Annotated in this window: 10 protein-coding genes and 1 pseudogene; 10 read left to right on the plus strand and 1 reads right to left on the minus strand. The window is 65.2% G+C overall.

Annotated elements, in window-relative coordinates:
* Positions 1-761 (plus strand): TolC family protein (locus tag VIR09_RS06805; protein ID WP_332012183.1); only part of this gene is annotated, 761 nt, incomplete at its 5' end.
* Here the strand turns inward: VIR09_RS06805 and gcvA are convergent.
* Positions 694-1,611, minus strand: a complete 918-nt coding sequence (gene gcvA / locus VIR09_RS06810) for a transcriptional regulator GcvA (RefSeq protein ID WP_332012184.1) — start codon at positions 1,609-1,611, stop codon at positions 694-696. The two genes, VIR09_RS06805 and gcvA, sit on opposite strands and share 68 nt — an antisense overlap.
* Before the next feature lie 306 nt (positions 1,612-1,917).
* Here gcvA and VIR09_RS06815 point away from each other — a divergent pair, with 306 nt between their 5' ends.
* From VIR09_RS06815 to VIR09_RS06855, 9 genes and pseudogenes are all read left to right on the plus strand, one after another.
* Positions 1,918-3,285, plus strand: coding sequence for a lysine N(6)-hydroxylase/L-ornithine N(5)-oxygenase family protein (locus tag VIR09_RS06815; RefSeq protein ID WP_332012185.1), 1,368 nt, complete (start codon positions 1,918-1,920; stop codon positions 3,283-3,285).
* 17 nt (positions 3,286-3,302) lie between these two features.
* The gene (locus VIR09_RS06820; RefSeq protein ID WP_332012186.1) at positions 3,303-3,908 is read left to right on the plus strand and encodes a GNAT family N-acetyltransferase; all 606 of its coding nucleotides are present in this window, start codon (positions 3,303-3,305) and stop codon (positions 3,906-3,908) included.
* On the plus strand, positions 3,905-5,761 hold the full coding sequence (locus tag VIR09_RS06825) for an IucA/IucC family siderophore biosynthesis protein (protein ID WP_332012187.1): 1,857 nt from the start codon (positions 3,905-3,907) through the stop codon (positions 5,759-5,761). Before VIR09_RS06820 ends, VIR09_RS06825 begins: the two co-directional genes overlap by 4 nt.
* Entirely contained in the window at positions 5,719-6,504 is a 786-nt protein-coding gene (locus tag VIR09_RS06830) for a siderophore ferric iron reductase (protein ID WP_332012188.1), read from the plus strand. Before VIR09_RS06825 ends, VIR09_RS06830 begins: the two co-directional genes overlap by 43 nt.
* Before the next feature lie 37 nt (positions 6,505-6,541).
* Complete coding sequence (locus VIR09_RS06835) at positions 6,542-7,708, plus strand: aromatic ring-hydroxylating dioxygenase subunit alpha (protein ID WP_332012189.1); 1,167 nt, start codon at positions 6,542-6,544, stop codon at positions 7,706-7,708.
* Positions 7,709-7,809: 101 nt separating this feature from the next.
* Entirely contained in the window at positions 7,810-8,781 is a 972-nt protein-coding gene (locus VIR09_RS06840) for a helix-turn-helix transcriptional regulator (RefSeq protein ID WP_414639396.1), read from the plus strand.
* Positions 8,782-8,924: 143 nt separating this feature from the next.
* Complete coding sequence (locus tag VIR09_RS06845) at positions 8,925-10,148, plus strand: multidrug effflux MFS transporter (protein WP_414639397.1); 1,224 nt, start codon at positions 8,925-8,927, stop codon at positions 10,146-10,148.
* A 104-nt stretch (positions 10,149-10,252) separates the two neighbouring features.
* Entirely contained in the window at positions 10,253-12,484 is a 2,232-nt protein-coding gene (gene fauA, locus VIR09_RS06850; RefSeq protein WP_332012190.1) for a TonB-dependent alcaligin siderophore receptor FauA, read from the plus strand.
* A 20-nt stretch (positions 12,485-12,504) separates the two neighbouring features.
* A pseudogene (locus VIR09_RS06855) lies at positions 12,505-12,767 on the plus strand (ABC transporter substrate-binding protein); the annotation flags it as partial.

The raw sequence follows: 12,767 nt of genomic DNA on the forward strand, positions 1-12,767 counted from the left end.
AGCACGCGCTGGCAATCCTGCTGGGCAAGGCCCCGGCCGATTTCTCCCTGCCGCCTGAGCCGCTGCGCCGCATGGAGCTGGCCGTTCCGCCGGGCTTGCCTTCAGAACTGCTTGAGCGCCGTCCGGACATTGCCGCGGCCGAACGCGCCATGGCCGCCGCCAACGCCCGCATCGGCGCGGCCCGCGCCGCCTTCTTCCCGAGGCTGGAACTGACCGGGGCGGCCGGATTCGAGTCATCCAGCCTGAGCCAGCTGTTCCAGTGGTCCAGCCGGACCTTTCTGCTGGGCCCATTCCTGGGTACCGCGCTTTCGCTGCCCATCCTGGACGGCGGCGCCCGCCAGGCGGACCTCGATGCCGCCCGGGCCGCGCATGACGAAGAAGCGGCGCGCTATCGGGAAACGCTGCTCAACGCGTTCAGGGAAGTCGAGGACAATCTGATGCATCTGCGCATCATGGCGGCCCAGCAGACCGCGCAGGACCGCGCGCGGCTGGCTGCGCAACGTTCGGCCGAGCTGTCCCGGCTGCAATACGAAACCGGCACGCACACCCAGCTTGACGTCATTGATGCGGACCGCGGTCTGCTGCAGCAACAGTTGGCCTCGGCTAGATTGGACGGAGATCAGGCGCGGACCACCGTCAGGCTGATCCGCGCCTTGGGCGGCGGTTGGGACACGCCGCTGCCCGGCACACGCCTCAGCGTGCCGCAAGCGCCTGCGGCGGCTGCTCCATCGCCGCCGCTTCCGCCTTCACCCAGTCGATGAATGCCTGCACTTCCGGCCGCAGCAGCGCATCCGGCCGGCTGACCACGTAATACGCGAAGCGCGCGGGCCAGGGCTGGTCCAAGGCAATGACCAGCCGGCCCGATTCGATATCTTCGCGCGCATGCGTGTCCTGAACCAGCGCAATGCCCTGCCCCGTGGCAGCCGCCCGCAGCAGCAACAGATCGTCCTCGAAGCTGGGGCCGCGCTGCGCTTCCCGCCCCGCGTCCACGCCGTGCGCCTGCAGCCACAAGGGCCAATCCGCGCGGTCGGAATCCTGCAGCAACGGGTACTTCAGGCAATCCTCGGGCCGCTCGATGGCAGGGCCTTGCGCCAGCATGCCCGGGCTGGCCACGGGCAACAGCACCGGAGCCATCAAGCGGAAGGCCGACAGTCCCGGGTACTGCCCCAGCCCGTGCCGCAGCGCCACGTCGATGCGGTCGCGCTTGAAATCGACCAATTGCGAAGAGGCTTCCACCCGCACCTCGATGTCCGGATGCAAAGCCGAAAACCGGCCTATGCGCGGCACCAGCCAGGACGAGGCGAACGAGGGCACCGTGCTGACGGTCAAGGTCCGCTGCGCGGCCTGGGATTCCAGCAGCGCCAGCGATTTTTCGATCTGGTCGAAGGCGCGCATCAGCCCCGGATACGCGCGTGCGCCCGCCTCCGTCAGCCGCACGCCGTGACGCTCGCGCACGAACAGCGCCAGTCCCAGCCGGTCTTCCAGCAGGCGTATCTGCTGGCTGACCGCCCCCGGGGTCACGCCCAGCACTTCGGCGGCGGCTTTCAGGCTGCCGAGGCGGCCGGTTTCGGTAAAGGCTCGCAGCGCGAGCAGCGGCAACACCGCGCCCATAAGCATCCTTTATTTAGAAAAACTATCTTTAATAATGCATTTTTCCGCAGATATTTCTCAATCATAAAACAGGATCTTTGCTCTCAACTCAAAATCTTCAAATTAGCTGTGCTGATGTCAGAAGTCGCCAATCTCTGCCTGCGCCTATGCGATACGCCACGCTGCATATGGCTGCCGCCTGCAACACACGGGCAAGACACCGCAACAAATCGCCATTTGCTAGAGTGCCCATATTGAAAATGATAATCATCCCAAGACGAGAATCATGTTCACGCAATGCCGGCCCCGGCAAAAGGCAGATCCCACATGAACCGTGAAATCCATGACTTCGCCGCCATAGGCCTAGGCCCGTTCAATCTCAGCCTTGCCTGCCTGGCGGCGCCGCTATCCGGCGTACGCGCCGTGTTTCTCGACCAGAAGCCGGGGTTCGATTGGCACCCCGGCATGCTGATCGAGGACTCCACCTTGCAGAACCCCTTCCTGGCGGATCTCGTAAGCCTGGCCGATCCTCGCAGCGAGTACAGCTACCTGAACTACTGCAAACAAAGCGGCCGCATCTATTCCTACTACATGCGCGAGAATCACTATCTGAATCGCGCCGAGTACAACCGCTATTGCAAATGGGTGGCGGCCCGCCTGCCGAACCTGCGTTTCAATCACGACGTCCAGAGCGTGCTGCACGATCCGGACAGCCGGGCCTACCTCGTGACCGGCCAGCATGCCGTCAATGGCGAGCGCTTCATGATCCGCTGCCGCAAGCTGGTGCTGGGCCTGGGCACGCAGCCCCAGTTGCCGGACTGCTGCGATCGCCGCGCCGCGCCCTACATCCACAGCGCCGACTACCTGCGCCACAAGACGCAGTTGCAGCGCAGGCGTGGCATCACCATCGTCGGCAGCGGACAGAGCGCGGCAGAGGTGTTCCATGACCTGCTGCGAGACAGCGACAAGCACGCTTACAGCCTGACCTGGATCACCCGCTCTCCGCGCTTCTTCCAGATGGAGAACACCAAGCTCACGCTGGAACTGATCTCTCCCGACTACACGGATTATTTCCACGGCCTGCCCGAAGCCCGGCGGCGCGAGATGCTGCGTCAGCAAAGCAGCCTGTACAAAGGCATCAACGCCTCCCTGATCAATCAGATATACGACCTGCTGGACGAAAGGATCCGCGCAGGCGACCGCCGCTACACCCTTCTGACGAGCGCGGAATTGCGCGCCAGTCGCCATGAGCGCACCACCGGCCGCTATCACCTGGACTTCATGCATGTGGATACCGGCCAGCCGTTCACGCACCTCACGGACGGCCTGGTGCTGGCCACCGGCTATTCCCCCCGCATCCCGGCCTGCGTCAACCCCATCAGCGACCGCATCGCCTGGGACGAAGACGGCGGCTACCGCATCGCCCGCAATTACTCGGTGGACCATGCAGGCGCGGAGATCTTCGTACAGAACACGGGACTGCTCAGCCATGGCGTCACGAATCCCGACCTGGGGTTCTGCTGCTACCGCAACTCGCAGATATTGCGGGATCTGACCGGCGTAGAGCACTACGCCATCGAACCCTGCACCGCCCTGCAGGATTTCAGCCCGCCGGAAAACGGCGTACTGGCGCATCGCCTGGGCGCGCCAGAGCCGATACCCATGATGGACGGCCATCGCGCCGCCACTATCTGACCTTACCGGGAGCCAGCATGCTCACGATGACAGCCACCTTTCTGGGCGAGGTCGTGCGCCAGTCGCGCGACCACTACGACGAGGGCCGGGGGCTCACATTGCGCCCCCTGATTCCGGACGCGGACGCCGCGCTGCTGCGGCTGTGGTTTTCCATGGACTACGCGCGCTTCTGGTCCATGCAGCAGCACAGCCAGGAGCAGGTGCGCGACTTCTATGACGCGCTTTGCGGCAGTGGGCACGCCAGCGCCTGGCTCGGCAGCCACGAGGGACAGCCAGCCTTTCTGGTGGAGTGCTACGACCCGGCCCGCGACGAAGTCGGCGAACACTACGCGGTGCGGGCCGGCGACCTTGGCATGCATCTTTTCATAGGCCCGCCGCGCGTGCGGATCCCCAGCTTCAGCCGGCATGTGTTCGCCTTCGTTATGCGCTTCATGTTCGACCGTCTGAACGCCAGGCGCATCGTGGTCGAGCCCGACGCGAACAACGCCAAGATCCACACGCTCAATCTGGCCATGGGATTTACCTACGCGGGCCAGGTCCGTTTCCGCGAGAAGACCGCCAGCCTGGCGTTCTGCACATGCTCACAGTTCGAACAGGCCCAATGCCAGGAGTCGACCCAATGAACCAACATGCCGCCCCCCAACCTGCGCAGGTCGCCAGCCATCTGGAGCCACACGTCTGGGCCAAGGTCAACCGCCTGCTCGTGCGCAAGGCCATCTCCGAATACGCGCATGAGGGGCTGCTTCAGCCCGAACGCGTGGGCCCTGCGGATACGCCGGGCTTCGACCGCTATCGCCTCGTGCTCGCGGATGGCCGCGTCGAGTACCGCTACGACGCGCAACTGATGGCCATGCGCCACTGGCGCATCCGCGAGGAATCGATCGCCAGGACCACGGGCGGCGTGCCCGCGCCCCTGGACGCCCTGCAATTCGTGATCGAGATCCGCGACAAGCTGCGCATTCCGGAAGACCGGCTACCCATCTATCTGGATGAAATCGCCAGTACGCTGCACGGCGCCGCCTACAAGCACACGCGCCCTTGCCTTCCCGCTGCCGAACTCGCGCTGGCCGACTACCAGACCATCGAGACCTCGATGATCGAAGGCCACCCCAGCTTCGTCGCAAACAATGGCCGCCTGGGTTTCGACGCCGAGGATTACCACGCCTATGCACCGGAGGCGGCTTCCCCGATCCGCGTCATGTGGCTGGCCGTGCATAAGGACAACGCGCATTTCGCATGCCTGACCACGATGGACTACGCCAGCCTGTTGCGCGGCGAGCTGGGCGAGGACGCCGTGGCGCGCCACGCCGCCACGCTGCATGGCCAGGGTCTGGACCCCGCCGACTACTACCTGATGCCGGCGCACCCGTGGCAGTGGTTCAACAAGCTGTCGTTGGCGTTCGCCCCCTATGTGGCCCAACGCAAAATCGTGTGCCTGGGCTATGGCGAAGACGACTACCTGGCGCAGCAATCGATACGCACCTTCTTCAATATCAGCCGGCCGGGCAAGCACTATGTGAAGACCTCGCTGTCGATCCTGAACATGGGATTCATGCGGGGACTATCGCCGTATTACATGTCGGGCACGCCCGCCATCAACGAATACATCCACGGGCTGATCGCGTCCGACCCCTGGCTGAGCGCCAACGGCTTCACCATCCTGCGCGAGGCCGCCAGCCTCGGTTTTCGCAACTACTACTATGAAGCGGCGATTTCCGCGGACACCCCATACAAGAAGATGTTCTCGGCCCTGTGGCGCGAAAATCCGCAGGCGCTGATTGGTCCCCAAGAAAGGCTGATGACCATGGCGGCGCTGCTGCATGTGGACCCGCAAGGCCAAGCCCTGCTGCCCGCGCTGATCCGCGCCTCGGGGCTGAGCGCCCAAGCATGGCTGGAACGCTATGTGGACGCCTACCTGACACCGCTGGTGCATTGCTTCTACGCCCACGACCTGGTGTTCATGCCGCATGGCGAGAACGTCATCCTGGTGATCCGGGACCATGTGCCCGCGCGCGCCTTCATGAAGGACATCGCCGAAGAGTCCTCGATCCTGGACCCCCAAGCCGAGCTGCCCGAGAATGCGCGCCGGCTGGCGGCGGACGTGCCCGAGGAGTACAAGCTGCTGACGATCTTCGTGGACGTGTTCGAGGGCTACTTCCGCCATCTTGCCCAGATCCTGGCCGACACCGGCCTCATGCAAGAGGACAATTTCTGGGAACTGGTGGCAGGCCGCATCGCCGCTTACCAGCAGGCGCATCCGCAACGGCTGGAAAAATACCGCCGCTACGACCTGTTTGCGCCGGACATGATCCACTCGTGCCTGAACCGCCTGCAACTCGCCAACAACCTGCAGATGGTCAATCTGGCCGATCCCATCGGCAGTTTCCAGATGGCGCCCAGGCTGCTCAACCCCGTGGCGCCTTACCGGCCGCAATGGCTGGACCGGACCGCCGACGCCGCGCAGGCCCTTGCGTGACCCGCGAACTTGACGATCTGCTCGCGCTGGCGGGCCGCCTGGTGCCCGGTCTGGATGGCCGCGTGGCCCCGCCGGCTGCGCCTGGCATCCGTCCCGGCGCGAGCAACGCCGATGCCATCGCACGGTTGCGCGATTGGTGGCGGGAACGTCATCCGGAAGCCGGCCCGCATTACCTGGCGCTGCGCTGCTGGGGCCTGTTGATCTGGCAGCCCGTCTACCTCAGCGTGATCGCCGCGCACCGCAGCGGCATCGTCCCGGACCTGACCCGGCTCAGCCAGCCGGTCGCCAACGGCTTTATCGCCGGCTACACCATGGAACGCCATGAACCGCTGCATGGTGGCCTGGAAAAACGGCTGGACGCGGCCGCCACGCAACTGCGCGAGATCGGCGTCATGTTCTACCGCGAGCTGGGCGCGGCGCTGCGCCTCAATCCCCGGGCGACCGCCTGCATGCAGGCCGACTGCATCCTGTCCGCCCTGTTGGCAGCCCGCGCAGGCGTGAGCGCGGCGGACAACGCCTGGGCAACCGCAGCCGCGGCCGATTGGCTTGCGCGCTTGGGCATCGCGGGCGGCAGCGGCTATCTGACCTATCAGCGGCGGTCGCTGCCGGCCATCGCAGTCGACCGGCAGGTCTGCTGTCACCACTTCCGCAGAAGCGACGGCGACTACTGCAGCACCTGCCCCAAACTGGATATCGCCGAACGCATCGCCAGGCTCGACGCCGAGAGCGCCGAGGCCGCCTGACAGGCCGTGGCCTTGCGGAAGGCACAAGGAGTCGGACATGACGGATGTAGGCCGCCTTGCACACGTAAAGCAGGCGTTCAGCCCGCTGCACGTGCGGGCATATTTCGACGAAGCCCTGTTCGCCCGCGAACAGGCATTGATATTCCAGCGCACGCCGCTGTATGTCGGGCATGAGAAAACCGTACCCGAACCCGGCGACTGGCGAAGGCTGCCGCATGAAGACGGCGGGCGCGTCCTGGTGCGCGGCGCCGCCGGGGTGGAGCTGATATCCAACGTATGCCGCCACCGCCAGGCGCTCATCCTGGGTGGCGAGACTGGCGCTGTCGCCGGGCCGGGCAAGCCGGCAGGCAACCTGTCTGCCAGCGGTGGCAACATCGTCTGCCCGCTGCACCGTTGGACCTACGACAATCGCGGCCAGATTCTGGGCGCACCGCAGTTTCCCAGCACGCCATGCCTGAACCTGCCGCGTTTTCCCCTGAAGCGCTGCCACGGCCTGCTGTTCGAAGGCCCCGGCGACCCGCAAGCAGATCTCGGCGGACTGTTCGCCCGGCCGGAATTCGATTTCTCTGACTACGTTTTGGACCACGTCGAGGTGCACCAGTGCAACTACAACTGGAAAACCTTCATCGAGGTCTATCTGGAGGACTATCACGTCGGACCGTTCCACCCTGGCCTTGGACGCTTCGTTACCTGCGATGACCTGAGCTGGGAGTTTGGCGAGCGCCACAGCCTGCAGCGCGTGGGCGTGCACGATTCCCTGGAAAAGCCAGGTTCCGACGTATACCGCGACTGGCACGGCACATTGATGCGCTACCGGGACGGCGCGCCGCCGGACTTCGGCGCGATCTGGGTGACGTACTTTCCCACCCACATGATCGAGCTCTATCCGCACGTCCTGGTGCTGTCCACGCTATACCCCAAGAGCCCGCAGGAAACCATCAACGTCGCCGAGTTCTACTATCCCGAGGAAATCGCCCTGTTCGAACGCGAGTTCGTCGAGGCGCAGCGCGCGGCATACATGGAAACCGCGATCGAGGACGACGAAATCGGCGAACGCATGGACGCTGGCAGACTGGCGCTCCTGCGACGCGGGGTAAGCGAAAGCGGTCCATACCAATCGCCCATGGAAGACGGCATGCTGCATTTCCACGAGTGGTACCGCGACATCATGGGTGACCAGTTAGGGGATTGCGCCGCGCCATGAGAGGCGCCGCGACACCGCTCAATCAATGCGAATATATGCTATTCTCATTTGGACCCCGCCGTCTCCCGGGCTCAGGCCCGGCGCCTTAACCTGCAGCGCGAGTGACGCCATTGAATCCTTCCTTCCCCACTGTCCGATTCACCGTCGCCGATTTCAACCGCTTGGGCGGTCATAACGGTTTCCGCTACCAGTTGCCCGGGTTCGACCCCGCAGGCGCCGATCCGGACACCGTCTGCATCGCCGAGGGCCGGGTCGAAGAACACGCGATCCGCCCGGGCCTGACCCTGGTTATGTCCGACGTGCTGGTGCATCACCATTACGAATCGACCTCCGTCATGACGCCCCGTTTTTCGGCCATCGTCATGCTGCAGGGGCAGGCCCAGGCGCGCGTCGGAGGCCATGACGACCTGCAGCTAGTCGCCCAAAGCGGCGTCAGCGCCGCGTATGGCGATACGGTCGCGATGACCGGCATCCACCATGCAGGCCAACGGTTGCGCAGCATCAATCTGTCGCTATCCGAACCGGACGGCGCAGACGACGACCCTTTCAGCGACCAGATCCGCAGAGTCTTGCGCACCCCCGCCTTCCGGCTGAGACGCTGGCAAGTGCAGGCACACCTGATACAGGCCATCGAACATCTGCTGGAATGCCGCTGGGACGACCCGCTGCGCGCCATGCTGCGCGAGGGCGTCGGCGCGCAACTTCTGGCGCATGCGCTGGCTTCGCTGGATCAGCGGGAGCCCGAGGTCGGCGCCGTATCGCGACGTGACCGGCAGTTGCTTGAGCGGGTACGTGAACGGCTGCACAGCGCACCCGGCGAGGAGCACACACTGGAGGAACTGGCAAAGCTGGCCTGCATGAGCCCCAGCACCCTGCGCGCCAAGTTCCGCGCCGCCTACCAGTGCTCCGTCTTCGCCTGGCTGCGCGAACGCCGGCTGCACGTCGCCCGCGAGCAGCTGGCGCGGGGCTGCAGCGTGCAGCAGGCGGCCCATTGCGTGGGCTACCGGCACGCCACCAACTTTGCCACGGCGTTTCGCGAACGCTATGGCGTTGCCCCCAGCGAACTGAACTGAGCGGGCCGCCGTGAGCGCGTTCGCCCGCGGCTTTCGGCAGCATCCATTGCTCTTGTGGCGTTGCCCATTCATCCAGCCGCGCCTGGCGGGCGACCATGGGGCCACGCTTTCCGCCCCGGGAAGCCCCTGCCCCGGACGCCCACGTGCCTCGCCCCGACCTCCCGACTTCCTTTCCCATGATGGTGCTGATGCTGGGCCTGCTGGCCTGCGTCGCCCCGGCCACGGTCGACGCCTATCTGCCCGCCTTCGCCGCGCTGGAGCGGGAGTTCGGCGTACCCCAGGAAACAGTGCAGCTGACCCTGGGCGTTTATATGTTCTGCTACGCGGCGATGCTGCTGCTGCACGGCACGTTGTCCGACTCGCTGGGCCGGCGCCGCGTCATCCTTGCGACGCTGATCTGCTACATCGGCGGCAGCGCGCTGGCCGTCGCCGCGCCGAGCTTCGCCTGGCTGTTGGCGGCACGGGCACTGCAAGGCCTCTCCGCCGGCGCCGGTATCGTGGTGGGCCAGGCCATCGTACGCGACTGCTACGAAGGGCCGGCGGCGCAGCGGGTCATGTCCTATCTCATCCTGGTATTCAATCTGTCGCCGGCGTTGGCGCCCATTGTCGGCGGCCAGTTGGCGGCGCAACTGGGCTGGCGTGCCGTCTTCCTGATGCTCGCCGCTCTGGCGGCGACGGCCTGGGTGCTGTGCGCCTGGAAGCTTCCGGAGACATTGCCCGCCAGCCGGCGCAGGCCACTGTCATGGCGCTCACTGGCTTCCGGCTACGGCATGGTCCTTGCGGACCGGCGGTTCGCTGCACTCGCCGTCGCTTTCAGCCTGATCTTCGCGGCCCAGGGATTCCTTATCGGCGCCGCGCCGGACTTCATCGCCAACGTCCTGGGCCTGCCCGAAACGGATTTCGCGTATCTGTTCGTGCCGCTCGTGATCGGGGCCATGGCGGGCGCGCTATTCGCAGCGCGCAAGGCCGGGCGCTGGACCGACCATCGCATCTCCTGGCTGGCGTACGCGCTGATGGGCGGCAGTTGCCTCGCGAGCGTCATATACGCCGCGGGCGCCGGACGGCCCGCCCTGCCCTGGGCGGTCATTCTGCCCGGCCTCTATACCTGCGGCCTGGCCATGTGCGTCCCCAGCATGACCCTGCACATCCTCGCCCGCGCGCCAGGACTGTCCGGCACCGCCGCCTCGGTGCTCGGTTTCACCCAGATGCTGGCCTTCTCGGTAGCCAGCGGCTGGGGTGTGCCCATGATCTATGGCCGGCCTCTGGGCCTGGCTCTTGCAATGCTGGCCTGCGTCGCCGCGAGCGCGGCAGGCTGGGCTTGGCTGCAACGGCAGTCCACGCCTTTGGCGAACGCCCGATCAGGTTGATCCGGCGGCGTTCAGCATACGCATCGCATCCTCCGGCATACGTTCAAGTCTCCAGCAAAAACAATAATTCTCATTACCAAATCTTTCTGCCGGAGCTTGTGTTCATGTCCCCCGCACTGTCCCCGCCGCGCGCCCTCATGCGCCGGACGAATTTGCTTACCCTGGCCGTCCGGACGGCCTTGCTGTGCTCTGCCTTGCCCTACCACGCTGTCAGCGCGCAATCCCCTGCGCCGGCCACCAGTTCACCGTCCGGCGCCGACCAACCCGCCGAACTCCCGGCCGTCACGGTCAAGGGCGCCGGCATACCCGGCACCACCGAAGGCACCCACGCCTACAACACCGAGGCCATGAGTACCGCAACCGGCCTGACGCTGTCACCGCGGGAAACGCCGCAATCGGTTAGCGTGGTGACACGCCAGCAGATCGAAGACCAGGGATTGCAGGACACCGGTTCCATCCTGGCCAGCGCTCCCGGCATCTCCGTCACGCGCAGCGACAGCAACCGCCTGTCGTTTTCCGCACGCGGCTTCGCGATCGATAATTTCCAGTTCGACGGCCTGAATGCGCCCATCCTCAGCCAATGGAACTACGGTTCCACCGACATGGACGCTGCCATCTACGACCGCGTGGAAATCGTGCGCGGCGCCACCGGCTTGATGACCGGCTCGGGAAATCCCTCCGCCGCAGTCAACTTCATCCGCAAGAAGCCGCTGCGCGAATTCGCGCTGTCCGGCAGCGTCAGCGCCGGCAGCTGGGACTACCTGCGAGGCGACGCCGACCTGTCGGTACCGCTGACGGAGAACGGACGCATCCGTTCGCGCTTCGTCGCCGCCTACAGCCAGGGCGACAGCTACGTTACGTTCCTGGATTCACGCAAGCGCACGCTATACGGCGTCATCAGCGCCGACCTCACTCCCGACACGCTGCTCACCGTCGGCCTGGAGTATCAGCGCAACCAGAGCAACGGTTTCGGCAGCGGTTTTCCGCTGTTCTATTCGGATGGCTCGCGCACCGACTTCAACCGGTCCGTGGCCAACAACACGCGCTGGGCCAGCATCGATACCGAATCGACCACCACCTTCGTGGACCTGAGTCACCGCTTCGCCAACGACTGGAAGGCGCGTGCCGCCTATAGCCACAATGACGGTGAGTACCGCATGAAGCAGCTCTATCGCGGCGGCTACCCGAATCGGGCCAGCGGCACGGGCATGAGCAGCAACTTCAACAACTACGATGGCGATCGCTCGCGCGACGACATCCACCTGACGCTGTCGGGCCCGTTCCAGCTGTTCGGCCGCAAGCACGAACTGGCGCTGGGCTGGATGAGCGTGGACGATCACAGCGACATCGGCCAATACCTCATGGTGGGCGCCAAGCCCGCCATCGGCAGCTTCTTCGACTGGCGCCAGGACCATATCGCCGAACCGGCATGGTCCAGCCGCAAGACGCCCGCCGACGACATGCGGGTCAAGCAGACCGGAACCTACGCCGTGGGCCGCTTCTCGCTGGCCGACCCGCTGCACCTGATCGTGGGCGGACGCTGGAGCAACTGGGAAACCAACCAGACCTACTTCGGCAGCAAGCGCGAGTACAAGATCAACGACCAGTTCACGCCGTACGCGGGCCTGATCTACGACATCAACAAGACCTACACCGCCTACGCCAGCTACACCGAGATCTTCCAGCCGCAGAACGCGCGCTCGCCCAGCGGCTCCATCCTGCCGCCCATCGATGGCAAAAGCTACGAGATCGGCCTTAAGGCTTCTTACCTGGACGGCCTGCTGGACGCAGCCGTGTCGCTGTACCAGACACGCCAGAACAACTTGGCGCAGGCCATTCCCGGCGAGTCGGTCATAGGCATGCCCGGCACACAGGCCTATCGCGCGATATCTGGCGCCAAGGTCGAGGGCTTCGAGCTGGAAACCACCGGGCAGATCATGCCCAACTGGAATATCGCGGCCAGCTACACCCACTTCAACGCCAAGGACGCGGACGGCAAGCCCATCAACACCAGCCATCCGCGCAGTCTTTTCAAGCTCTACACCACGTATCGCCTGCCCGGCGACCTGAACCGGCTGACGGTGGGCGGCGGGGTGGACTGGCAAAGCCGCATGTACCAGCCCGCCCCCAGCCCGCGCGGCAATGTGGACGTGGAGCAAGGCAGCTATATGCTGGTGAACCTGATGGCGCGCTACGAGTTCAGCAAGCAGGTCTCCGCCTCCCTCAACGTCAACAACCTGTTCGACAAAAAGTATTACGACCAGATCGGCTTTTTCAGCCAGGGCTGGTGGGGCGCGCCCCGCAACGTGATGCTGACGCTCAGGGCTCAATACTGATCGGGAGATTTGCTGACACGATGCCTTTGAGTTTCTCTGGTTTCAAGCATGCAATCCTGCGGGTTGGCGCGGCCTGCCTGGCCGCGTTCACCCTGGCGGCCTGCGATCGGGCGTCCGATACGCCGGCCGCTCCCCCGCCGCAAACCGCACAAGTCGATGGTTTTCCGATCACGATAGGCAGCGCCCTGGGCCAGGCGGTCATCGCGGCGCCGCCCAAACGCGTGGTCACGCTGGGGCTGGGCGCCGACGATCTGGCGCTGTCGCTTGGCGTGGTGCCGGTGGG

The organism is Achromobacter sp. (assembly GCF_036567245.1).
Taxonomy (GTDB): Bacteria; Pseudomonadota; Gammaproteobacteria; order Burkholderiales; family Burkholderiaceae_B; genus Achromobacter.

What these genes read in the sequence shown, in the direction of transcription:
- gcvA (WP_332012184.1), bottom strand. Translation starts at nt 1,611, where the DNA reads ATGGGCGCGGTGTTGCCGCTGCTCGCGCTGCGAGCCTTTACCGAAACC.
- VIR09_RS06815 (WP_332012185.1), top strand. Translation starts at nt 1,918, where the DNA reads ATGAACCGTGAAATCCATGACTTCGCCGCCATAGGCCTAGGCCCGTTC.
- VIR09_RS06820 (WP_332012186.1), top strand. Translation starts at nt 3,303, where the DNA reads ATGCTCACGATGACAGCCACCTTTCTGGGCGAGGTCGTGCGCCAGTCG.
- VIR09_RS06825 (WP_332012187.1), top strand. Translation starts at nt 3,905, where the DNA reads ATGAACCAACATGCCGCCCCCCAACCTGCGCAGGTCGCCAGCCATCTG.
- VIR09_RS06830 (WP_332012188.1), top strand. Translation starts at nt 5,719, where the DNA reads ATGGCTGGACCGGACCGCCGACGCCGCGCAGGCCCTTGCGTGACCCGC.
- VIR09_RS06835 (WP_332012189.1), top strand. Translation starts at nt 6,542, where the DNA reads ATGACGGATGTAGGCCGCCTTGCACACGTAAAGCAGGCGTTCAGCCCG.
- fauA (WP_332012190.1), top strand. Translation starts at nt 10,253, where the DNA reads ATGTCCCCCGCACTGTCCCCGCCGCGCGCCCTCATGCGCCGGACGAAT.